Source organism: Rhizobium arsenicireducens (assembly GCF_964021225.1).
The window spans coordinates 3,912,015-3,935,713 of record NZ_CAXHYK020000001.1; the positions used below are offsets into that span (position 1 = coordinate 3,912,015).

The following is a 23,699-nucleotide window of genomic DNA, read 5'->3' on the forward strand; positions in this document are numbered from 1 at the left end:
GCAATAGCAATTGATCGAAATAGTCGGAGTCCAAGATGACGCGCCGTGATTCGATGACAGGCTTCGGGCATTTCGCCGAGGCTTTGGCGCTGGTTTCCCACGGGAAGCCCGGTCATATTGTCGACGCGCTGATCGCCGAGCGCGGCGAGAAGATTGTTCACAATCCGCTCTGGCCGGTCATGCGACCCTTCCTCTACACACTCTTGCGCTATGCGAAGGCGGTCGAATTCGCCAATGACATAGCCAATATGCCAGGCTTCCAGGCCTTTGATTACCTGAGCAGCATCCTCCAGCTCGACATCAATGTCAGGCATGGCGAACGCATCCCGGGCAAGGGAGGATTCATCATGGTCAGCAATCATCCGACCGGCATTGCCGACGGCGTGGCGGTGTTCGACCTTTTGAAGAACACCCGACCCGACATGATGTTCTTCGCCAACCGAGACGCGATCCGCGTTAACCCGCGTTTCGCCGAGATCATCATCCCTGTGGAATGGCGGGAGGAACACAAGACCAAGCTCAAGGCGCGCGAGACACTGCAACTCACCAACCGCGCAATACAGGAGCAGAAGGCCACTGTTCTCTTCCCGTCCGGGCGCATCGCCTATTGGGGGAACGGTCGGCTGAACGAGAGGCCCTGGAAGACATCGGCCGTAGGGCTCGCCCGCAAATATAATCTGCCGATCCTGCCGGTGCACATGTCAGCCCGCAATTCCGGCCTTTTTTACTGGTTCGCCAAATGGTCGACCGAGCTTCGCGACATGACGGTCTTCCACGAACTTCTCAACAAGAAGGGCGATCGTTTCGACTTCACGGTGGGGCAGTTGATCGAGCCGGAACACCTCAGCGGCGAGCAGGTCGAGGTGACGGCCGCCCTGGAGCGGCACACCGTCCACGCACTCGCCGCCGATGGAAACGCGCAGTTCCGCATGGGCGGCTGAGGCTTCGCGCTTGCCGCACGTCATTGCTTACCCTTCGGTTGCCCCTTTTCGGTTTTCTTTCGCTGCAAGCGCGGGCAAGTATGACGTCCCATGAAAGACGATTCGCCCGGACTGTTCGGCCCGCCGCCACCTTCCCGTGTCGTGCCCGTTCTGGTGCCCATGCCGGCGCCGGTTGCCTATAGTTATGCGGTGCCCGATGGCATGGCGGTGGATCCTGGTTCGATCGTTCAGGTGCCGCTCGGGCCGCGCCAGGTGATCGGCGTCGTCTGGGATGGCCCGGAGGCCGGCAAAGTCGATCCAAAGAAGCTTCGATCGATCACCAAGGTGTTCGACTGTCCGCCGCTCGACAAGCCCATGCGGACCTTCCTCGACTGGGTCGCGGCCTATACGCTTTCGCCGCCGGGCTATGTGGTACGCATGGCGCTGCGCGCACCGGCGGCCTTTGATCCCGAGCCGATGGTCGAGGGGTTCCGCTTCTCCGGCATGGAGCCGGAAAGAATCACGCCGGCCCGCCGCAAGGTACTCGAACTTGCCGGCGACGGGCTTTCCTGGACGAAGAGTGGCCTTGCCCATGCGACCGGCGTGTCGACCAGCGTGATTGACGGGCTTGCCGCCCAAGGCGTGTTCGAAACGGTCTTCCTGCCGCCGCCGCCGCTGGTTGCCAGACCCGATCCCGATTTCGCCGAGCATCGTCTCGCCGGGCCGCAGAAGCAAGCGGCTGACGAGATTCTCGATGGGATCCGAAAGGGTGGCTTCTCCGTGGCGCTGATCGACGGCGTGACGGGCTCGGGCAAGACGGAGGTCTATTTCGAGGCCATCGCCGAAACGCTGCGGCAGGGACGGCAGGTGCTGATCCTGTTGCCAGAAATCGCGCTCACCGCCAATTTCCTCGAACGTTTTCAGGATCGCTTCGGCGCCAAGCCCGGCGAATGGCATTCGGATCTGGCGACCCGCACCCGTGAGAAGGTCTGGAGACAGGCCGCGACCGGCGATGTTCGCGTCGTCGCCGGCGCGCGCTCGGCGCTCTTCCTGCCGTTCGAGGATCTGGGGCTGATCATCGTCGACGAAGAGCATGACCCGGCCTTCAAGCAAGAGGATCGCGTCTTTTACAATGCCCGCGACATGGCAGTGGTCCGGGCGCGGATCGCCGGCTTCCCGGTCGTGCTGGTCTCCGCGACACCTTCCGTCGAAAGTCAGGTCAATTGCCAGGCCGGCCGCTACCGGCGCATCCACCTGCCGACGCGCTTTGCCGATGCGGCGTTGCCCGACCTGCATCTGATCGACATGCGCCGCCATCCGCCAGAGCGGGGCGGCTTTCTTTCGCCGCTGCTGCTCAGGGCGGTCGGCAGGACGGTCGAGCGCAAGGAACAGGCGCTGCTGTTCCTCAACCGGCGTGGATATGCGCCGCTTACCCTGTGCCGCGTCTGCGGCCACCGGTTCCAGTGCCCGCAATGCTCGAGCTGGCTGGTGGAACACCGCTTCCGTGGCCAGATCCAGTGCCACCAGTGCGGCTATTCCGAACCGACGCCGCAGGCCTGTCCGGAATGCGGCACGCTCGATCATCTCGTCGCCTGTGGGCCCGGCGTCGAGCGCATTGCCGAGGAGGTCGAGAAGCATTTTCCCGATGCGCGCACGCTGGTGCTCTCCTCCGACCTCGGCGGAGTCAAGCGCCTGCGGCTGGAGCTCGAAGCGATCGCCAATGGCGAAGCCGATATCGTCATCGGCACGCAACTCGTCGCCAAGGGGCACAATTTCCCGCTGATGACGCTGGTCGGCATCGTCGACGCGGATATAGGCCTTGCCAATGGCGATCCGCGCGCGGCGGAGCGGACCTTCCAGCTTCTCTCGCAGGTGACCGGCCGCGCCGGCCGCACGGGGCGCAAGAGCCATGGCCTGTTGCAGACCTTCCAGCCGATGCATCCGGTGATGCAGGCGCTGGTCTCCGGCGATGCATCGGCCTTCTACGAACGCGAGATCACTGAGCGCGAACGGGCGGCTCTTCCGCCCTTCGGACGGCTGGTCTCGATCATCGTCTCCGCCGACAGCCGCGCCGAGGCGGAAACCCATGCGCGGCAATTGCGCCAGTCGGCTCCGGTCGAACGCGACATTGCTATCCTCGGCCCGGCGGAAGCCCCCTTGGCCCTGATCCGCGGCCGACATCGCTTCCGGCTTCTCGTTCACGGCCGGCGCACCAGCGATATGCAGGGCTTCGTTCGTGCGATGCTTGCCAATGGGCCGAAGGAGCGCCGGTCGATCCAGGTCCAGGCCGATGTCGATCCACAGAGCTTCCTTTAGCGCCTTACGCAGCGTCCGCTGACAGCGGCCGAAAGCTGCGGAAAATCCCGACCTGCCGATATCTCACCGTGCCGGTTTGTGCGATAAGCGCCACGTTCGATTTGCTTTCAGACGGGGATCAAGGATGGAATTCTATTTTCCGACGGAGTTCGGCGAACAGCTCGCATTCGGGGCGGCATCATTTGCCGCACTGATAGGTGCGCTGGTGATGTTTGCACCAGGTATAACCCTCAAGTTCTTTGCGCTGGAACCCCATGACTTACGACCGGAGGGTTACGGCGCGGTGCGTTCCGCAGGTGGCTTGATGGTCGGCTTTTCGGCCACTGCCCTCATGCTGGCGCAGCCGACGCTCTATCTCGCCTTCGGCGCAGCCATGGCTCTCGCCGGATTCGGGCAGATCCTGTCGATCCTGTCCGATCGGGGAAATACGATCCGCAATATTCTACTTCTGGTAGTGGAAATCGTGCTTGCAGCGCTGCCGCTTTCCTATGTCTTCGGACTCGTCTGAAGAGAAAGATGATGGTGTTGGCGCATGCTCTGACCAATTTGGCGCGGATTCGGAGAAAATTGCAGCCAAGGCCTTGTCCTTAAGGCTTATTCCGTTATTACGCGTGTTGCGAGTCCACAGTACCTATGCTAGACGGACCGCGAAATTCGAAATGCACTGGCGGGAGACCGTTGTGTTTTTCAGGAAAAACCTAACGATTTCAGGAAGATGTTTATCCCGTTCAGGGGTTGCGAAAATCCTGGGTCAAAATCAGGGAATATTTTGCCCGTGGCAGACACATCCCAAGTCATTTCAGGCGTGGCGGAGCGCTATGCGTCGTCGCTCTTCGAACTCGCCCTCGAGGCTGGCTCGATCGATGCGGTGAGCGCTGATCTCAATCGTTTCCAGGCCATGATCGACTCGAGTGAAGACCTGAAGCGTTTGGTTGCTTCTCCGGTCTTTTCTGCGGAGGACCAGGCCAAGGCGGTTGTCGCCCTTTGCGAGAAGGCCGGTCTCGGCGGACTCGTGCCCAACTTCCTAAAGGTCGTAGCCGGAAATCGGCGCCTCTTCGCCGTCGCAGGCATGATTGCCTCCTTCCGGCAGATCGCTGCTCGTCATCGTGGTGAAGTCACCGCTGAGGTCATTTCCGCTCACGCACTTACTTCCGAACAGGAAAGAGATTTGAAGGCGGCGCTGAAGGGCGTCACCGGCAAGGACGTAACAATCGCTGTTTCGATCGACCCGTCTATTCTCGGTGGTCTGATCGTGAAGGTCGGCTCGCGCCAGATCGACACGTCTCTTCGCACCAAACTTTCCACCCTTAAGCTTGCACTGAAAGAGGTTGGCTGATGGATATCCGCGCCGCGGAAATTTCCGCAATTCTGAAAGATCAAATCAAAAACTTCGGCAAGGAGGCGGAAGTCTCCGAAGTCGGCCAGGTGCTTTCCGTCGGTGACGGCATCGCGCGCGTCTACGGTCTGGACAATGTTCAGGCCGGCGAAATGGTCGAGTTCCCGGGCGGCATCCGTGGCATGGCGCTGAACCTCGAAGCCGACAATGTCGGTGTCGTTATTTTCGGTTCGGACCGTGACATCAAGGAAGGTGACATCGTCAAGCGGACCGGCGCCATCGTTGATGTCCCGGTTGGTCCGGAACTGCTCGGCCGCGTCGTCGATGCGCTCGGCAATCCGATCGACGGCAAGGGCCCGATCAATGCGACCCGCCGTTCGCGCGTCGACATCAAGGCTCCGGGCATCATTCCGCGCAAGTCGGTTCATGAGCCAATGTCGACCGGTCTCAAGGCCATCGACGCCCTGATCCCGGTCGGCCGAGGCCAGCGCGAGCTCGTTATCGGCGACCGCCAGACCGGCAAGACCGCCATCATCCTCGACACGATCCTCAACCAGAAGGCCATTCACGACAATGGTCCGGACTCGGAAAAGCTGTATTGCGTCTACGTCGCAATCGGCCAGAAGCGTTCGACGGTTGCTCAGTTTGCCAAGGTCCTCGAAGAGCGTGGCGCCCTGAAGTATTCGATCATCGTTGCCGCAACCGCCTCCGACGCTGCGCCGATGCAGTATCTCGCTCCGTTCGCAGGCTGCGCCATGGGCGAGTATTTCCGTGACAATGGCATGCACGCTCTGATCGGCTATGACGACCTGTCCAAGCAGGCTGTCGCCTATCGTCAGATGTCGCTTCTGCTGCGTCGCCCTCCGGGCCGCGAAGCCTATCCGGGCGACGTTTTCTACCTGCACTCGCGTCTGCTCGAGCGCGCTGCAAAGCTCTCCGACGAACGTGGTGCCGGCTCGTTGACGGCTCTGCCGGTCATCGAAACCCAGGGTAACGATGTTTCGGCCTTCATTCCGACCAACGTCATCTCGATCACCGACGGCCAGATCTTCCTCGAAACCGACCTGTTCTATCAGGGTATCCGACCGGCCGTTAACGTCGGTCTGTCGGTTTCGCGCGTCGGTTCGGCCGCACAGGTCAAGGCGATGAAGCAGGTTGCCGGCTCGATCAAGGGTGAACTCGCGCAGTACCGCGAAATGGCGGCCTTCGCCCAGTTCGGTTCCGATCTTGATGCTGCAACCCAGCGACTGCTGAACCGCGGTGCCCGTCTGACCGAACTTCTGAAGCAGCCGCAGTTCTCGCCGCTGAAGACCGAAGAGCAGGTCGCCGTGATCTTCGCCGGGGTCAACGGCTACCTCGACAAGATCGCCGTCAACCAGATCGGCAAGTTCGAACAGGGCCTGCTTTCTTACCTTCGCTCGGAAGGCAAGGCCATTCTCGACGCCATCCGCACGGAGAAAGCCATCAGCGACGACACAAAGGGCAAGCTCAAGGCTGCTCTGGAAACGTTCGCCAAGTCTTTCGTGTAATCGGGGCTCAAGCCAAGGACGGATAACGGATGCCTTCACTTAAGGATCTGAAAAACCGGATCGCCTCCGTCAAGGCGACGCAGAAAATCACCAAGGCGATGAAAATGGTCGCCGCGGCGAAGCTGCGTCGTGCGCAGGAGGCGGCCGAGGCCGCACGTCCCTATTCGCAGCGTATGGGGGCAGTCCTCGCCAATATCGCCCAGGCGGTAAGCAGCGATGACAGCGCACCGCGGCTAATGAGCGGGACAGGCAGGGACGATGTGCATCTGCTCATCGTCTGCACAGCCGAGCGCGGCCTTTGCGGCGGTTTCAATTCGCAGATCGCTCGCTTTGCCCGTGATCATGCGCGCAAGCTTCTCGCCGCCGGCAAGACCGTCAAGATCTTCTGCGTCGGCAAGAAGGGCTTCGACAGCCTGCGTCGCGAATTCGGCCCGAACATCGTCGAGCGGACCGACCTTCGCGAGGTCAAGCGCGTGAGTTTCGAAAATGCCGACGCGATCGGCCGCAAGGTCATTTCGTTGTTCGACAAGGGCGAATTCGACGTTGCCACGCTGTTCTATTCGGAATTCAAGTCCGTGATCAGCCAGGTGCCGACCGCGCAGCAGTTGATACCTGCTGCTGCTCCGGAGGTGGTTGCCGCAACCGGTGCAAGTGCCGTCTACGAATATGAGCCCGATGCCGGTGCGATCCTCAGCGATCTCATTCCGCGCAATATCTCGGTGCAGATCTTCCGGGCCCTGCTCGAAAACGTCGCCGGTGAAATGGGCGCCAAGATGAGCGCGATGGACAATGCGACGCGTAATGCTGGTGAGATGATCAACAAGCTTACGCTCTCGTACAACCGTCAGCGCCAGGCCCAGATCACCAAGGAACTCATTGAAATCATTTCGGGCGCGGAAGCGCTCTGAGGTTAAGGAAAGAGGGTAAGAAACATGGCTAAGGCAGCTACCCCGAAATCTACCGCGGCGAAGGCCGCAACCGGCTCGGCAGGTCGGGTTACCCAGGTCATCGGCGCTGTTGTTGACGTTGCGTTCGACGGCGAGCTGCCTGCGATCCTGAACGCGCTGGAAACCATGAACGGCGGCAACCGCCTCGTTCTTGAAGTCGCCCAGCACCTTGGTGAAAGCCGGGTTCGCACGATCGCCATGGACTCGACCGAAGGTCTGGTTCGTGGACAGCCGGTTTCTGACACTGGCGCCCCGATCACCGTTCCGGTCGGCCCCGAGACGCTCGGTCGTATCATGAACGTTATCGGCGAGCCCGTCGATGAAGCCGGCCCGCTGGTCACCGCCGGCAAGCGCGCCATTCACCAGGAAGCGCCAACCTACGTCGAGCAGTCGACGGAAGCGCAGATCCTTGTCACCGGCATCAAGGTCGTCGATCTCCTCGCGCCTTACGCCAAGGGCGGCAAGATCGGCCTGTTCGGCGGCGCCGGCGTCGGCAAGACGGTTCTCATCATGGAACTGATCAACAACGTCGCCAAGGCGCACGGCGGTTACTCGGTATTCGCCGGTGTCGGCGAGCGTACCCGCGAAGGCAACGACCTCTATCACGAAATGATCGAGTCGGGCGTTAACAAGCATGGCGGCGGCGAAGGCTCCAAGGCAGCGCTTGTCTACGGCCAGATGAACGAACCGCCGGGTGCCCGCGCTCGCGTCGCGCTGACCGGACTGACGATCGCCGAAGACTTCCGCGACAAGGGTCAGGACGTTCTGTTCTTCGTCGACAACATCTTCCGCTTCACACAGGCCGGTTCGGAAGTGTCCGCACTTCTCGGCCGTATCCCGTCGGCCGTTGGCTATCAGCCGACGCTGGCCACCGACATGGGCCAGATGCAGGAACGCATCACCACCACGACCAAGGGTTCGATCACCTCGGTTCAGGCCATTTACGTTCCCGCCGACGACTTGACCGACCCGGCACCGGCCACCTCGTTCGCCCACCTGGACGCAACGACCGTTCTGTCGCGTTCGATCGCCGAAAAGGGCATCTATCCGGCGGTTGACCCGCTCGACTCCACGTCGCGCATGCTCGACCCGATGGTCGTTGGCGAAGAGCATTACGAAGTGGCTCGTAAGGTTCAGTCGACCCTGCAGCGCTACAAGGCTCTCCAGGACATCATCGCCATTCTCGGCATGGACGAACTGTCGGAAGACGACCGCATCGCGGTTGCCCGCGCCCGCAAGATCGAGCGCTTCCTGTCCCAGCCGTTCTTCGTTGCTGAAGTCTTCACCGGTTCGCCGGGCAAGCTCGTCGCGCTTGAAGATACGATCAAGGGCTTCAAGGGTCTGGTCAACGGCGAGTACGATCATCTGCCGGAAGCCGCCTTCTACATGGTCGGCTCGATGGAAGAAGCCGTCGAAAAGGCAAAGAAGCTGGCTGCGGAAGCTGCCTGATTACGGACTTGGCGCGCGCTTGGCGCGCGCCGTTCCCGCCTCTATCGAAGAAGTGAACACCCATGGCCGACAATTTCAATTTTGAACTCGTTTCGCCCGAGCGCCTGTTGCTTTCCGAAAAGGTGAGTGAAGTTGTCATTCCGGCAACTGATGGCGAAATGACAGTCATGGCCCATCATGCGCCGACGATGACGACGATCAAGCCGGGCGTGGTTTCGGTCAAGCTGGCGTCCGGCCAGGTGACCAAGTATGTCGTGTTCGGCGGTTTTGCCGATATCGTACCTTCCGGCTGCACCCTGTTGGCCGAATCGGCGGTGGCGCTGAGCGAGCTCAACCGCGAGACCCTGACCAGGCGTATCGAGGCTGCCCGCGCCGAACTCAACGCCGTCGAAGGTCACGAGCACAAGACTCGTCTCGAGCAGTACCTTGCCGAACTCACCCATCTGAATGGCGTATTGGTCCCGGCCTAAGTCGGCGCCAACCCAGACCAGAAGCGGCCTTCGGGGCCGCTTTTTTATGCCCGACAGGAGGCCGTCCCGGAAGTGCTGCTACGGCCGATGGCGCTGGGGTGCTCGGGCCTCCTCTCGGGCTTTGTAGGTTCGGTCGAAGACCGCTTGACGCACTGCCACATAATTGAAACGCTTACGCTCTCTAGTTGGCGGCGACGCAAGCGGAGGCATGTCCATGAAGGTTGGTATCGTCGGTGCAGGTATGGTTGGCAGTTCGGCCGGTTACGCGCTTGCCATGATGGGGATTGCCAGCGACATCGTGCTGGTCGACAAGAATGCAGCGCTGGCGGTCGCTCAAGCCGAGGACATATCGCATGCCGTGCCCTTTGTGTCGGCCACCAAGGTGGTTGCCGGCGACTACGGGTCACTGACCGGAGCCCGTGTGGTGATCATCGCGGCTGGTGTGAGCCAGAAGCCCGGCGAGAGCCGCCTAGAGCTGTTGGAGCGCAATGCCGGTGTCTTCCGCGATGTGGTGAGCGAGGTTCTACGTGCCGCGCCCGACGCGATCCTTTTGATCGCGTCCAATCCCGTTGACATCATGACCCAGATCGCCACGCACCTCTCGGGCTTGCCGCCGCAGCGGGTGATAGGTTCGGGCACCATCCTCGACACTGCCCGCTTTCGCAGCCTGCTCGGCGGCCACCTCGGCATCGCGCCGCAGTCGGTCCACGCTTATGTTCTCGGCGAACACGGCGACAGCGAAGTGCTCGCCTGGTCGAACGCCCGTGCCGGCTCGGTCGCGCTTCGCTCTTTCGCCGATCAGGTCGGCAAACCGCTCACCGACGATGTACGCCATGCAATCGATAGCGGCGTGCGCAACGCCGCCTACAAGATCATCAGCGGCAAGGGCTCGACATACTACGGCATTGGCGCGGGTTTGGCCCGCATCGTCAAGGCAATCGCTCAAGATCAATGCGATGTATTGTCGGTGTCGATCGTTACGCCACATGTGGCTGATGTCCGCGACGTGGCGCTGTCCGTACCGCGGATCATCGGAGCTGCAGGTGTTGTCGCCGATCTCTTTCCCGAACTGGATGCCGAGGAATACGCTGCACTCAACCGCAGCGCCTCCTTGCTCAAGGAGCGGATCGAGTCCGTGAACCTTAATTAGCGTGATTGCCCTTCACCCTTGCATGGACGGCGGCGACGCGCGGCCTGCGCAAAGAAATCGCTTTCGCTATGGCGCCTGTCGCGTTATTGGCAGTTTTGCCGCAATTGCGTTGCAATAGACGCTTCTCGACGATGTGTCGTGATGTCCGGATGGTTTCATGGATGTGCCGCCGATCAAGGCCGGAATGCAAAGAGAGCAACTGGAAGGCTTCATGTCGAAGGCCCGTGCCGCCAGTATGCTTCTCAAGGCCCTGTCGCATGAGACCCGCCTGCTCATTCTGTGCATCCTGAGCCAAGGGGAAAAGACGGTCGGCGAGATCGAAGCAATCCTCGGGCTGCAGCAAGCGGTCGTCTCGCAGCAACTGGCGCGCCTGCGCCTCGAGGACATCGTCACGACGCGACGCGACGGCCGGCTGATTTTCTACAGAATTTCGGATCCTTCGCTGACGAGTCTGGTGTCGGTGCTTTATGAAATGTATTGCGGGCCGAACGCGACGCGCATCATTTCCGGCGATCCCTCTTCCGGGGAGTGAGACACTCAGCGCCCCCGCGCCCTTCCATCGGCGAGGCCGGAATGTTCGCGGGCGGCGCCCGACGCCAGTTTGCGCTTGCGACGCTCAAGGCCTAGTCTCGGGTCTGAGGAGTGCCCATGATCGACAAGCTTGAATTCTTCATTGCGCTGGCACGCGCCCAGCATTTCGGCCGAGCGGCGGAGGAATGCGGGATAACCCAGCCGACGCTCTCGGCTGGGATTCGAGCGCTGGAGGACCAACTGGGCGTGATGCTCGTGAATCGTGGCTCGCGCTACCAGGGGCTGACGCCAGAAGGCCAGCGCGTACTCGAATGGGCGCGACGCATCGTCGGCGACACGCGCACCATGCGCGAGGAAATGCGGGCAGCGCGACGGGGCCTTGCCGGCCATATCCGGATCGCCGTCATTCCCACAGCCTTGTCCATGGTCCCGCGTATCACAGGGCCATTCCAGGAGAAGCATCCGGACGTGACATTCTCGGTCAGTTCGCGCACCTCGCTGCAGGTGCTAAGTCTGCTGGAAAACCTCGAGATCGATGCCGGCATCACCTATCTCGACAACGAGCCGCTCGGCCGCGTCACCTCGGTGCCGCTCTATGCGGAGCGCTATCACTTGATTGCCGCGGCGGGAACGCCGCTCAGCGATCGTGATCAGGTGACATGGCGGGAGATCGCCGACCTTCGGCTTTGTCTATTGACTGCGGACATGCAGAACCGCCGTATCATCAACCAGCACATGGCCGACGCCGGCGTTTCCGCAAAGCCGACCCTCGAATCCAATTCTATGATTGTGCTGTTTTCCCACATCCGAACCGGCCGCTGGGCCTCGATCATGCCCCGTAACGTGGCCAATTCTTTCGGTTTTTCCGCTGAAATCCGGATGATCCCGATCATCGAGCCGGAGGCCGAACACTCGGTCGGACTGGTCGCACAATACCGCGAGCCCTTCACCCCGCTGGTCTCTGCGCTTCTTCACGAGGCGCGCCGGCTCGCCGATCTTCAGGCGTTTCAATAGAAACTTTCTATCGTTGAACGGGACAGCTTTATTGACCACACCCCCTGCCGAAGGTCATTCTCACGTGATGTCAATGAGTTCGACGGGAAAGCGGACTTAATCGGCGCAGTAAAATTGAGGACCGACTGGACATTCGCTTTCCGCGCATCAGCCTGTTGGCGAATTCGTGTCGGTTTGGGAGGGCTGATAATGAATATACGATCATCTACGGATGACTTTGTTTCGCGCACGCATGCCATCGTCGCCGAGTTCAGCGGGCTCGAAGGCCCCCTGCTGCCGATCCTGCACTCCATCCAGGAAAGCTTTGGCTATGTGCCGGACGAGGTGAAGCCGGTGCTTGCTGAGGCACTGAACCTGTCGCGCGCCGAAGTGCACGGCGTCGTCAGCTTCTATCATGATTTCCGCGCCCATCCCGCCGGCCGCCATGTGCTGAAGCTCTGTCGCGCCGAGGCCTGCCAGTCGCGCGGCGGCGAGGCCTTGGCCGACCGGGTGCGCGAACTGCTCGGCATCGATTTTCACGGGACGACGCCGGACGGCGCCGTGACGCTGGAGCCGGTCTACTGCCTCGGGCTCTGTGCCTGCGCGCCCGCTGCCATGCTCGATGGCGAACTCCACGGCCGGCTCGATGAGCAGGGTCTCGAGGAACTGGTGGGGGAGGCGCGGCGATGAGCGTGACGATCTATGTTCCTCAGGATGCCGCCGCGATTGCCGTCGGTGCAGACAAGGTGGCGGTGGCGATCGAGCGGGAAGCCAAGCTTCGTGGCCTCGACGTGACGATCGTGCGAAACGGCTCCCGCGGTCTCTTGTGGCTTGAGCCCCTCATCGAGGTTCGCACTGGCCGCGGCCGCATCGCATACGGTCCTGTTTCAGTCGCCGATGTTCCCAGCTTGTTCGAAGCGGATTTCCTGGCCGGCGGCACGCATCCGCTCAGCCATGGCCTAACCAAGGAGATTCCTTATCTCGCCCGCCAGACCCGGCTGACCTTCTCGCGCTGCGGCGTAACCGATCCGCTTTCGCTGGCAGACTATCGTCATTACGAAGGGCTGAAGGGTCTGGAAAAGGCCGTGGCCATGGGCCCCGCCGACATCGTCAAGACAGTGACCGACAGCGGCCTGCGCGGGCGTGGTGGTGCGGGCTTCCCGACCGGCATCAAATGGAAGACGGTCGCTGACGCACCGGGCGATCGGAAATACATCGTCTGCAATGCCGACGAGGGCGACAGCGGCACCTTCTCCGACCGGATGATCATGGAGGGTGATCCCTTCGTGCTGATCGAGGGCATGATCATCGCCGGCATCGCCACCGGCGCCATCAAGGGTTATGTCTACACCCGTTCCGAATATCCGCATGCCATCAAGTCCATGCGCGCGGCGATCGACATCGCTCGCGGCGCTGGCATCCTCGGACCGTCGGTCATGGGTTCGGCGCATGCCTTCGACATCGAGGTGCGCATGGGCGCCGGCGCCTATGTCTGCGGCGAGGAGACCTCGCTGCTCAACTCGCTCGAAGGCAAGCGCGGCATCGTCCGGGCCAAGCCGCCGCTTCCGGCGCTCCAGGGCCTGTTCGGCCGGCCGACCGTGGTCAACAACGTGATCTCGCTCGCCTCCGTGCCGGTCATCCTCGACCGTGGCGCCGCCTTCTATCGCGATTATGGCGTCGGTCGTTCGCATGGCACGATCCCGATCCAGCTTGCCGGCAATATCAAGCATGGCGGCCTCTATGAGACCGCCTTCGGCCTGACGCTCGGCGAGATCATCTACGACATCGGCGGCGGCACCGCGAGCGGCCGGCCCGTCAAGGCCGTGCAGGTCGGCGGACCGCTCGGCGCTTACTTTCCGCCGTCCCTGTTCAACACAGTCTTCGACTACGAGGCCTTCGCCGCGAAGGACGGGCTGATCGGCCATGCCGGCATAGTCGTGTTCGATGATACCGCCGACATGCTGAAACAGGCACGCTTCGCCATGGAATTCTGCGCGATCGAAAGCTGCGGCAAGTGCACGCCGTGTCGGATCGGCTCGACCCGCGGCGTCGAGACGGTCGACCGCATCGCGCGCGGCATCGAGCCGGAGAAGAACAGGGCGCTGCTCACCGACCTGTGCAACACGATGAAGTTCGGCTCGCTCTGCGCGCTCGGCGGCTTCACCCCCTATCCGGTGATGAGCGCGCTCCATCACTTCCCCGAGGATTTCGCCCCGGCACCCATGGTGGAGGCGGCGGAATGAGCGAGAGCGAAAAAGTGAAGGGCCCGGCCTCCTATTTCCCGTCCATCGAGAAGACGTATGGCCGGCCGATTTCCTACTGGCAGGAGATCATCCGGGCCCAGGAAGGCAAGGCTCACATGCAGATCGTGGCGTTCCTGAAGGAAACCCATGGTCTTGGCCATGGTCATGCCAATGCGCTCGTCGCCGCGACACTGGTCGAGCGTAAGTCGTAAGCAGAATTGAACTGACCGCCTGGCTTCGCGCCGTGGCGGGAACGATTTATCCGGAGGTTCGAATGCCCCTCGTTTCTGAAATCGACTACGGTACGCCCGCGTCCCGATCCACCGAGACGGTGACGCTCACCATCGACGGCCGGCAGGTCACGGTCGCGATCGGCACGTCCGTGATGCGCGCTTCGATGGAGGCCGGCATCCAGGTGCCGAAGCTCTGCGCCACCGACATGGTGGACGCCTTCGGCTCCTGCCGCCTCTGTCTCGTAGAGGTCGAGGGCCGCAACGGCACGCCGGCCTCCTGCACCACGCCTTGCGCGCCGGGCATGGTGGTCCACACCCAGACGGAACGGCTGAAGCAGATCCGCAAGGGGGTGATGGAACTCTACATCTCCGACCACCCGCTCGACTGTCTGACCTGTGCCGCCAATGGCGACTGCGAACTGCAGGACATGGCGGGTGCCGTCGGCCTGCGCGACGTGCGCTATGGCTACGAGGGCGACAATCACGTCAAGGCGCGCAATGATGGCGACATCAACGCCAAGTGGATGCCGAAGGACGAGTCCAACCCCTATTTCACCTATGACCCGTCGAAATGCATCGTCTGCTCGCGCTGCGTTCGCGCCTGCGAGGAGGTGCAGGGCACATTCGCGCTGACGATCGAGGGCCGTGGTTTCGATAGCCGGGTATCGCCCGGCGCGCATGAGCATTTTCTCGAATCCGAATGCGTTTCCTGCGGCGCCTGCGTGCAGGCCTGCCCAACCGCGACGCTCACCGAAAAGTCGGTGATCGCCATCGGCCAGCCGGAACACTCGGTGGTGACTACCTGCGCCTACTGCGGCGTTGGCTGCTCATTCAAGGCTGAGATGCGCGGCGAGGAACTGGTGCGCATGGTGCCCTACAAGGACGGCAAAGCCAATCGGGGCCACTCCTGCGTCAAGGGCCGGTTCGCCTATGGCTATGCTTCCCACCAGGATCGCATTCTCAATCCGATGGTGCGCGAGAAGATCACCGACCCCTGGCGTGAAGTCGGCTGGGAGGAGGCGCTTGCCCACGTCGCCTCCGAATTCCGCCGGCTCCAATACCAATACGGCAAGGATTCGATCGGCGGCATCACCTCGTCGCGCTGCACCAATGAAGAGACCTTCCTGGTGCAGAAGCTGATCCGCGCCGGCTTCGGCAACAACAATGTCGATACCTGCGCCCGCGTCTGCCATTCGCCGACCGGCTACGGTCTCGGCCAGGCCTTCGGCACCTCGGCCGGCACGCAGGACTTCGATTCGGTCGAGCATTCCGACGTGATCATGGTGATCGGCGCCAATCCCTCGGCGGCGCATCCGGTCTTCGCCTCGCGCATGAAGAAGCGCATCCGCCAGGGCGCCAAGCTGATCGTGCTCGACCCGCGCGAGACCGAGACGGTTACCTCGGTCCACGCCAAGGCAGACTACCACCTGCCACTCAAGCCCGGCACCAATGTCGCGGTCATTACGGCGCTCGCGCATGTCATCGTCACGGAAGGCCTGTTCGACGAGGCCTTCATCCGCGAGCGTTGCGACTGGTCCGAATTCGAGGACTGGGCCGCCTTTGTCGCCGAGCCGCAGCATTCGCCGGAAGAGACGGAAAAGTTCACCGGCGTTGCGGCCGATCTCGTGCGCGGCGCGGTCCGGCTCTATGCCCGAGGCGGCAATGGCGCGATCTATTACGGCCTCGGCGTCACCGAGCACAGCCAGGGCTCGACGACTGTCATGGCGATCGCCAACCTTGCCATGGCGACCGGCAATATCGGCCGCAAGGGCGTCGGCGTGAACCCGCTGCGCGGCCAGAACAATGTGCAGGGCTCCTGCGACATGGGGTCCTTCCCGCACGAACTGCCGGGCTATCGCCACGTCTCCGACGACGCGACGCGTGATACGTTCGAGAAGCTCTGGGGCGTCAAGCTCGACAGCGAACCAGGCCTGCGTATTCCGAACATGCTCGACGCCGCCGTCGACGGCTCGTTCAAGGGCATCTATATCCAGGGCGAGGACATCCTGCAGTCCGACCCCGATACCAAACATGTCTCGGCCGGCCTTGCCGCCATGGAATGCGTCGTCGTGCACGACCTGTTCCTCAACGAGACGGCCAACTATGCCCATGTCTTCCTGCCGGGCTCGACCTTCCTGGAAAAGGACGGCACCTTCACCAATGCCGAACGCCGCATCAACCGCGTGCGCAAGGTGATGAGCCCGAAGAACGGCTATGCCGACTGGGAAGTGACCCAGAAGCTCGCCCAGGCCATGGGCTTGCCGTGGAACTACAGCCATCCGTCCGAGATCATGGACGAGATCGCCGTTACCACGCCGAGCTTCGCCAGCGTGTCCTACGACCTGCTGGAAAAGATGGGCTCGGTACAGTGGCCGTGCAACGAGAAGTTCCCCGAAGGGTCGCCGATCATGCACGTCAACGGCTTCGTGCGCGGCAAGGGCAAGTTCATCCGCACGGAATATGTGGCGACTGACGAGCGCACCGGCCCGCGCTTCCCGCTGCTTTTGACCACCGGGCGCATCCTCTCGCAGTACAATGTCGGCGCCCAGACGCGCCGCACTGACAATGTCGCCTGGCACGCCGAGGATCTTCTCGAGATCCATCCGCACGATGCCGAGCAGCGCGGCATCAAGGAAGGCGACTGGGTGCGTCTTGCCAGCCGGGCCGGCGAAACGACACTTCGGGCACAGGTCACGGAGCGCGTCTCGCCGGGCGTCGTCTACACCACGTTCCACCATCCCGAGACGCAGGCCAATGTCATCACCACGGACTTCTCTGACTGGGCGACCAATTGCCCGGAATACAAGGTGACCGCCGTGCAGGTCGCGCCGTCCAACGGCCCGTCCGAATGGCAGCAGGACTATGAAGACCTGTCGCGCCAGTCGCGCCGCATCGCCGGCAAGCTGGAAGCGGCGGAGTAGGGAAATGGCCCAGGCTTGCGGCTTCATGCCCCTCACCCCGACCCTCTCCCCGCGCGCGGGGAGAGGGGGAGGAGACGTTGCGGCATGTCTCCTTCTCCCCGCAGGCGGGGAGAAGGTGCCGGCAGGCGGATGAGGGGCCCGCCCAGCATGAAGACTTCAATCTCCATTCCCGAACTGCAGTACCGTCACGGCATCCTGGCGACGGGCAGCCGCGTCGTTCCGGAAGAAGTGCCGATCGCCTTTTCCTATGGCGGCTCGACCCATGCGGTGATGATGGCGACGCCTGCCGATCTCGAAGACTTCGCGCTCGGATTCTCGCTGTCGGAGGGCATTGTTTCCGAACCGGCCGACATCGTCTCGATCGAAACGGTTGAGGCCGGCGACGGCATCGACGTACAGATCATCCTGGCGGACGCGACGGCAGAGGCGCTGACATCGCGCCGTCGCCATATGGCCGGCCCGGTCGGCTGCGGCCTGTGCGGTATCGAATCGATCGAGCAGGCGATGCGCCAGGTTCCGTCTGTCGAGGCCGGCGATTTCAGCCTGACGCCGGCGCAGATTGCCGAGGCGGTGAAGCTGCTCGGCGACGGGCAGAAGCTCAACCGCGAAACGCGCGCCGTGCATGGCGCCGGGTTCTTCATGCCAGGCCAGGGCCTTGTCGCACTGCGCGAGGACGTCGGGCGGCACAATGCGCTGGACAAGCTTTCGGGCGCCGTGATCCGCGCCGGCTTTGCCGGCCGTCAGGGCGCGGTCGTCGTCACCAGCCGCCTGTCGGTGGAGATGGTACAGAAGACGGCGGCGTTGAAATGCCCCATGCTGATCGCCGTCTCGGCTCCGACTGCCCTTGCGATCCGCACGGCGGAGGAGGCCGGGATCACGCTCGTCGGCATTGCACGGGGCGACGAGTTCGAAATTTTCACCAGATCAGAGCGCATCCTTGCCGGAGTGAACGCCCATGTCGCATGACACCACTGAGAAGCTCGTCCGCATGGCGAACCAGATCGCCACCTTCTTCCTGTCGCAGCCGGAAGCGGTGCGCGTCGAAGGCGTCGCGAACCACATCAACAAATTCTGGGAGCCGCGCATGCGCCGCGAACTGTTCGAGCACATCGACAAGGGGGGCGAGGGCCTTTTGCCGCTGGTCATGGAGGCATCGAGGGTCATCAAGCGTCCCGTCGCAGCCTGATCTGGGTGGCTTCCGGTTGGCTTTGGCGTTTTGCGACGCCTCTGCTATGCAGGACCGGACGTTGAACGAGGGGAGCGGGCGGCATAGTGAGGGCGGAAACGGCACGAAAGGTCCAGGCAAGCGAGCGCGATCCGGAATTCGGTCCCTGGCTGGCGCAGGCGACGATTCTCGTGGTCGACGACGAGCCCGGCATGCGCAATTTTCTCGTGCGCACGCTCAGCCCTCGCTGCAAGCGGATCGAGGAAGCCGCCGATGCCGAAGAGGCGTCGCGCAAGCTCGACCAGCACCATTTCGACGTCGTCATCCTCGATAATATCATGCCGGGCAAGAACGGTGTTGACTGGCTGATCGAGCAGCGGGCAATTGGTTTTTTCGCCGATACCATCCTGATGACCGCCTATGCCGACCTCGAAACGGCGATCCGGGCCTTGCGCGCCGGTGCCGTCGATTTTGTGCTGAAGCCCTTCCGCTCCAACCAGATCCTCAACGCCGTGGCGCGCTGCCTCGACCGCATGCGATTGCAGCGGGAAAACTTCGTGCTGCGATACGAGCTTCGGGCGACGGCCGACCATATCCTGCTGCGCGACAAGCTGATCGGCGGCTCGGCGGCGATCCAGCAGGTGCGCGAAACGCTGGCTCGCGTCGCGCCCTTGCCGACGACCGTGCTCCTGACCGGCGAATCCGGAACAGGCAAGGAGGTCGCGGCGCGTTCGCTGCACGCTCTTTCCGACCGCGCAACAAAACCCTTCGTTCCGGTCAATTGCGCTGCCATTCCGCCGGACGTCATCGAATCCGAGCTGTTCGGCCATGTGCGCGGTGCGTTTACCGGCGCGGAAGCCGGGCGTGAAGGCCTTTTCCTGCATGCCCAGGGCGGCACGCTCTTCCTCGACGAGATCGGCGAAATGCCGCTGGCGACGCAGAGCAAGCTCCTGCGGGTGATCGAGGATCGCCGTGTGCGCCCGGTCGGAGCGGAGCGCGAAGTGCCGGTCGACCTGCGCTTCGTCTTCGCCACCAATGCCAATCTGGAAAAGCTCGTGCAGGAAGGCGGCTTCCGCACGGATCTCTTCTACCGCATCAATGTCATGCAGTTGAAGCTGCCGCCACTGCGTGACCGGGGCGACGACGTTCTCGAGCTTGCCAGCCTCTTCATGCACAAGCTGTCGCAGCAGCTCGGCATGCCGCCCGTGCCGATCGACAAGGCCACGAAGGCCGCCCTGTCCGCCTATGGATGGCCGGGCAATGTGCGCGAGCTGCGCAACCTGATCGAGCGTTCGCTCATCCTCGGCGGTTTTCCGGACGATTTCCGCGGCCAACGGACGGGCGCGGTAAATGCGCCGTCGGGAACGCTGGAGGAGGTGGAACGCCGCCATATCCTGGCCGTGCTCGAGGAGACCGGTGGGGATCGTGAGGAGACGGCCCGACGGCTCGGCATTTCGCGCAAGACCATCGACCGCAAGCTCGTGTCGTGGAATGCCTGAGGCGGAGACCCAGGAGCCGGTGCTGCGCCGCGGACGATCGATCCGCTACCGCCTCCTTGCCATCGCGCTCCTGCCGACGCTGGTCATCCTGCCGCTTCTGCTGGTTGCCACCATGGCCCGATGGGAAGCGAAGTTCGATGCACTGCTGACGTCGAAGGTCAATGCGGACCTCACCATCGCGCACCAGTATCTGGCACGGATCCTGGAGAATACCGGTGAGCATCTCTCGGCGCTGACCGGTTCGGTTGCCTTCCGAGAAGCGGCGGCGCGCGACGGCGGGGCCGGACTTGCGGCCTATCTGGAGGAAAATCGCACGCGCCTCGGCCTCGATTTCCTCTTCCTGGTGCAACGGCACGGCATGGCGACAGAGCCGGTCGGCCTTGCGGGCCTGGCTGGGCTGCGAACGGACTGGCCGGTCCTCCACGCCGCATTGGCAGGCGAGCCGAAAACCGCCATCGACATCTTCTCCCAACAAGAACTGGCCGCCATTTCACCGGAACTTGCCGCGCGCGCCAAGCTCGAACTCGTGCCGACGCCGAACGCAGTGGCGACCGATAGGGCGAGCGAAACGCGCGGCATGGTCGTGCATTCGGCAAGCCCGGCGCGGCTGCCGGACGGGAGCCGAGCCGCTCTGGTCGGCGGGATCCTGCTCAACCAAAATCTCGTCTTCATCGACACGATCAACGACCTCGTCTATCGCGCGGCGAGCCTGCCGGAGGGCAGCCAGGGCACGGCGACGCTGTTTCTCGAGGATGTCCGGATCAGCACCAATGTCCGGCTGTTCGAGGGCAAGCGGGCGCTCGGCACCCGCGTCTCGGCGGCCGTGCGCCAGACGGTGCTGGACGAGGGACGCGTCTGGCTCGATAGCGCCTTCGTCGTCAACGACTGGTACGTCTCCGCCTATGAGCCGATCAGCGACAGCTTCGGCAAGCGTGTGGGCATGCTCTATGTCGGTTTCCTCGAGGCGCCGTTCGCCCGGGCCAAGACGGAAACCATTATCGGCATCGTCGTCGCCTTCCTTCTGGTGACGGCCGCCAGCGTGCCGATCTTCCTGCGCTGGGCGCGGGCGATCTTCAAGCCGCTGGAACGGATGACGGGCACCATCGCGAAGGTCGAGCAAGGCGATCTCGGCGCACGATCCGGCCTGACCGACGGCAGCGACGAGATCGGGCGGGTGGCGGTCCATCTCGACAGCCTGCTCGATCAGTTGCAGCAGCGCGACCGAGATCTGCGAAGCTGGAACGACGAGCTCAATGATCGGGTCGCCGAGCGCACGCGGGAACTCGAACTGGCGAACCGACAGTTGGAGGCGACCACCAAGCAGTTGATCATGTCGGAGAAGTTGGCGGCGATCGGCGAGATCACGGCGGGTGTCGCCCATGAGATCAACAACCCGATCGCCGTCATGCAGGGCAATCTCGACGTGGTGCGCAGCGTGCTTGGCGACCACGCGGATGATGTGTCGACGGAACTGCGGTTGATCGACGAGCAGATTCATCGGGTCAACCAGATCGTCACCAAGCTGCTCCAATTCGCCAAGCCGGAAGAATATGCCGGCTATGTCGAGCGTCATCATGTCGCCGACGTGATCTCGGACTGCTTGCCGCTCGTGCAGCATCTGCTGGGCAAGGCTGATATCGCCGTCGAGCGGGACGATGACGCGACGCGGCAGGTCCTGATGAATCGGACCGAGTTGCAGCAGGTTCTGATCAACCTGATCGTCAACGCCATTCATGCCATGCCGGATGGTGGCAAGCTTCGGCTTGCCAGTCGTGACGAGCCGCGCAACGGCAGAGACGGGATAGTCCTCGATGTGACGGATACTGGAATCGGCATGTCGCCGGAGCTGGTCTCGCGGATATTTGATCCCTTCTTTACCACCAAGCGCCGGGATGGCACGGGTCTTGGCCTGTCGATCAGCCAAACCTTGATCACGCGTCAGGGGGGCACACTTGCTGTCGAGAGCAAGCCGGGCAAGGGCACGACCTTTTCCATCTGGCTTCCTGAAGCCGCCTGACGGCGTTGTTCGGACAATTTGTCTCTATCTTTCGGACAATCTGTCCTGGAGTGCGCAGCTCGTTTCCCTAAGGCATTGAAAAGCTTTCACCCGATGTCTGGCATGCGGTTTGCACCGCGTGGTGCGCGACGGTCGCCGCCAAGGGGGACGATCAGAGCGGAGGGGGAGTGCTTTTGCGCTCCTGCTTGTGGCCGATGCCGCGGATGCCTTGTCAGAGGAGCGACGGGTGCAGATCACGGCAATGCGGCGGGGAAAGAGCCATCGGCGACGACCGATGGGAGGGAGGATTTCAAATATGTCTGCTACGACCGAAACATTGACAGGCGGCTATGGAGGCGGTGGCCTTCTCGACCGCGAACGCATTATTGCCAAACCCGGATTTAATCGCTGGTTGGTGCCGCCGGCCGCCCTTGCCATCCATCTCTGCATCGGCATGGCCTATGGCTTTTCGGTCTTCTGGCTGCCGCTCACCAGATCGCTCGGCATCAGCCAGTCGGTCGCCTGTCCGGACCTGACGCTGGTATCGGCACTCTTCACCACCAGCTGCGATTGGCGCGTCGCCGATCTTGGCTGGATCTACACGCTGTTCTTCGTCCTGCTTGGTTCGTCGGCAGCCATCTGGGGCGGGTGGCTCGAGCGGGTTGGTCCGCGGCGCGCCGGCTTCGTTTCGGCCTGCTGCTGGTGCGGCGGTATTCTGATCGCCGCCGTGGGCGTCATGACCCATCAGCTGTGGCTGATGTGGCTCGGCGCCGGCGTGATCGGTGGTATCGGCCTCGGGCTCGGCTATATCTCGCCCGTTTCGACGCTGATCAAGTGGTTCCCCGACCGTCGCGGCATGGCCACCGGCATGGCGATCATGGGCTTCGGCGGCGGTGCGATGATCGGTGCGCCGCTGGCCGACATGCTGATGAACATCTTCAAGAGCGAAACCTCGGTTGGCGTCTGGCAGACCTTTGTCGTGATGGCCGGCGTATACTTCGTCTTCATGATGGGCGGTGCCTTCGGCTACCGCATCCCGCCGGCCGGCTGGCGCCCGGAGGGCTGGATACCGCCGGTCGCCAAGAACAGCATGATCACCAGCCGTCACGTCCACCTCAAGAATGCCCACAAGACCAAGCAGTTCTGGCTGATCTGGGCTGTTCTGACGCTGAACGTTTCGGCCGGCATCGGCGTGATCGGCATGGCTTCGCCCATGCTGCAGGAGATCTTCGCCGGCTCGCTGCTCGGATTGCCCGAACTGAAATTCTCCGATCTCAGCAAGGAACAGTTAACGGCCATCGCCGCGATCGCCGCCGGCTTCACCGGGCTTTTGTCGCTGTTCAACATCGGCGGGCGCTTCTTCTGGGCTTCACTCTCCGACAAGATCGGCCGCAAAAACACCTATTACGTCTTCTTCCTGCTTGGCATCCTGCTCTACGCCTCGGCCCCCTGGGCTGCCGGGATCGGCAGCAAGGTGTTCTTCGTCGCTGCCTTCTGCATCATCCTGTCGATGTATGGCGGCGGCTTTGCCACCATTCCCGCCTATCTCGCCGACATCTTCGGCACGCAGTTCGTCGGCGCGATCCATGGCCGTCTGCTGACCGCCTGGGCAACCGCGGGCATCATCGGCCCGGTAGTGGTCAACTACATCCGTGAGGCGCAGATCGCGGCGGGCATTCCGCGCGCCCAAGTCTACGACTTCACCATGTATATCCTGGCGGGCATGCTGGCGCTCGGTCTCGTCGCCAACTTCCTGGTCAGGCCCCTTTCCGACAAGTGGTTCATGTCCGACGAGGAGGTGGCATCGCTGCAGGCCAAGACGAAGGCCGAGGCTGCAGGCCCCACCGGCTCCTTCGGCATCGGCACGGGTGGCCTCGACGGCAAGGCGCTGGTCGCCTGGGCGGTGGTCGGCATCCCGATCCTCTGGGGCGTATGGATCACGCTGCAGAAGACCTTCGTCTTGTTTGGCTGAAGCAAGGCAATCGCAGGTTGGAGGCAGCA

At 62.7% G+C, this 23,699-nt stretch carries 20 protein-coding genes; all 20 read left to right on the forward strand.

From position 1 onward, the window contains the following. Window positions 1-35 precede the first annotated feature (35 nt). Entirely contained in the window at window positions 36-941 is a 906-nt protein-coding gene (locus tag ACWPVA_RS19140) for a GNAT family N-acetyltransferase (RefSeq protein ID WP_454289179.1), read from the forward strand. A gap of 90 nt (window positions 942-1,031) precedes the next feature. Beyond that, window positions 1,032-3,236 carry a primosomal protein N' gene (locus tag ACWPVA_RS19145; protein ID WP_454289180.1) on the forward strand — a complete coding sequence of 735 codons (2,205 nt, stop codon included), beginning with the start codon at window positions 1,032-1,034 and terminating at the stop codon, window positions 3,234-3,236. Between the two features lie 124 nt (window positions 3,237-3,360). Beyond that, window positions 3,361-3,744, forward strand: coding sequence for an AGROH133_08824 family phage infection protein (locus tag ACWPVA_RS19150; protein ID WP_454289181.1), 384 nt, complete (start codon window positions 3,361-3,363; stop codon window positions 3,742-3,744). Between the two features lie 261 nt (window positions 3,745-4,005). Further along, window positions 4,006-4,572 (forward strand): F0F1 ATP synthase subunit delta, encoded by a 567-nt coding sequence (locus tag ACWPVA_RS19155; RefSeq protein ID WP_454289647.1) that lies wholly within the window; start codon window positions 4,006-4,008, stop codon window positions 4,570-4,572. Further along, a complete protein-coding gene (gene atpA, locus ACWPVA_RS19160; RefSeq protein ID WP_454289182.1) occupies window positions 4,572-6,101 on the forward strand; it encodes a F0F1 ATP synthase subunit alpha in 1,530 nt (509 codons plus the stop codon). The genes ACWPVA_RS19155 and atpA overlap by 1 nt, the downstream gene beginning before the upstream one ends. 29 nt (window positions 6,102-6,130) lie before the next feature. After that, window positions 6,131-7,009, forward strand: a complete 879-nt coding sequence (locus ACWPVA_RS19165; RefSeq protein ID WP_454289183.1) for a F0F1 ATP synthase subunit gamma — start codon at window positions 6,131-6,133, stop codon at window positions 7,007-7,009. Window positions 7,010-7,033: 24 nt separating this feature from the next. Then, window positions 7,034-8,497, forward strand: a complete 1,464-nt coding sequence (atpD, locus tag ACWPVA_RS19170; RefSeq protein ID WP_454289184.1) for a F0F1 ATP synthase subunit beta — start codon at window positions 7,034-7,036, stop codon at window positions 8,495-8,497. Between the two features lie 62 nt (window positions 8,498-8,559). Next, window positions 8,560-8,967, forward strand: a complete 408-nt coding sequence (locus ACWPVA_RS19175; RefSeq protein ID WP_454289185.1) for a F0F1 ATP synthase subunit epsilon — start codon at window positions 8,560-8,562, stop codon at window positions 8,965-8,967. Window positions 8,968-9,181: 214 nt separating this feature from the next. Further along, the gene (locus tag ACWPVA_RS19180; protein ID WP_454289186.1) at window positions 9,182-10,117 is read left to right on the forward strand and encodes an L-lactate dehydrogenase; all 936 of its coding nucleotides are present in this window, start codon (window positions 9,182-9,184) and stop codon (window positions 10,115-10,117) included. 157 nt (window positions 10,118-10,274) lie between these two features. Then, a complete protein-coding gene (locus ACWPVA_RS19185; protein ID WP_454289187.1) occupies window positions 10,275-10,649 on the forward strand; it encodes an ArsR/SmtB family transcription factor in 375 nt (124 codons plus the stop codon). A 116-nt stretch (window positions 10,650-10,765) separates the two neighbouring features. Continuing rightward, window positions 10,766-11,662: a LysR family transcriptional regulator gene (locus ACWPVA_RS19190; RefSeq protein WP_454289188.1), complete on the forward strand. Its 897-nt coding sequence runs from the start codon at window positions 10,766-10,768 to the stop codon at window positions 11,660-11,662. A gap of 189 nt (window positions 11,663-11,851) precedes the next feature. Beyond that, window positions 11,852-12,331 carry a formate dehydrogenase subunit gamma gene (locus tag ACWPVA_RS19195; protein WP_454289189.1) on the forward strand — a complete coding sequence of 160 codons (480 nt, stop codon included), beginning with the start codon at window positions 11,852-11,854 and terminating at the stop codon, window positions 12,329-12,331. Then, on the forward strand, window positions 12,328-13,884 hold the full coding sequence (locus ACWPVA_RS19200; protein ID WP_454289190.1) for a formate dehydrogenase beta subunit: 1,557 nt from the start codon (window positions 12,328-12,330) through the stop codon (window positions 13,882-13,884). The genes ACWPVA_RS19195 and ACWPVA_RS19200 overlap by 4 nt, the downstream gene beginning before the upstream one ends. After that, the gene (locus tag ACWPVA_RS19205; RefSeq protein WP_454289191.1) at window positions 13,881-14,096 is read left to right on the forward strand and encodes a DUF4287 domain-containing protein; all 216 of its coding nucleotides are present in this window, start codon (window positions 13,881-13,883) and stop codon (window positions 14,094-14,096) included. The genes ACWPVA_RS19200 and ACWPVA_RS19205 overlap by 4 nt, the downstream gene beginning before the upstream one ends. A 62-nt stretch (window positions 14,097-14,158) precedes the next feature. Continuing rightward, the gene (fdhF, locus tag ACWPVA_RS19210; protein WP_454289192.1) at window positions 14,159-17,038 is read left to right on the forward strand and encodes a formate dehydrogenase subunit alpha; all 2,880 of its coding nucleotides are present in this window, start codon (window positions 14,159-14,161) and stop codon (window positions 17,036-17,038) included. A gap of 147 nt (window positions 17,039-17,185) precedes the next feature. Further along, a complete protein-coding gene (fdhD, locus tag ACWPVA_RS19215; RefSeq protein ID WP_454289193.1) occupies window positions 17,186-18,004 on the forward strand; it encodes a formate dehydrogenase accessory sulfurtransferase FdhD in 819 nt (272 codons plus the stop codon). After that, a complete protein-coding gene (locus tag ACWPVA_RS19220; RefSeq protein WP_454289194.1) occupies window positions 17,994-18,224 on the forward strand; it encodes a formate dehydrogenase subunit delta in 231 nt (76 codons plus the stop codon). Before fdhD ends, ACWPVA_RS19220 begins: the two co-directional genes overlap by 11 nt. Window positions 18,225-18,310: 86 nt before the next feature. Continuing rightward, window positions 18,311-19,702 carry a sigma-54-dependent transcriptional regulator gene (locus tag ACWPVA_RS19225; RefSeq protein ID WP_454289195.1) on the forward strand — a complete coding sequence of 464 codons (1,392 nt, stop codon included), beginning with the start codon at window positions 18,311-18,313 and terminating at the stop codon, window positions 19,700-19,702. Further along, window positions 19,695-21,719, forward strand: coding sequence for a sensor histidine kinase (locus ACWPVA_RS19230; RefSeq protein WP_454289196.1), 2,025 nt, complete (start codon window positions 19,695-19,697; stop codon window positions 21,717-21,719). The genes ACWPVA_RS19225 and ACWPVA_RS19230 overlap by 8 nt, the downstream gene beginning before the upstream one ends. 295 nt (window positions 21,720-22,014) lie before the next feature. Then, window positions 22,015-23,670: an OFA family MFS transporter gene (locus ACWPVA_RS19235; RefSeq protein ID WP_454289197.1), complete on the forward strand. Its 1,656-nt coding sequence runs from the start codon at window positions 22,015-22,017 to the stop codon at window positions 23,668-23,670. Window positions 23,671-23,699 lie beyond the last annotated feature (29 nt).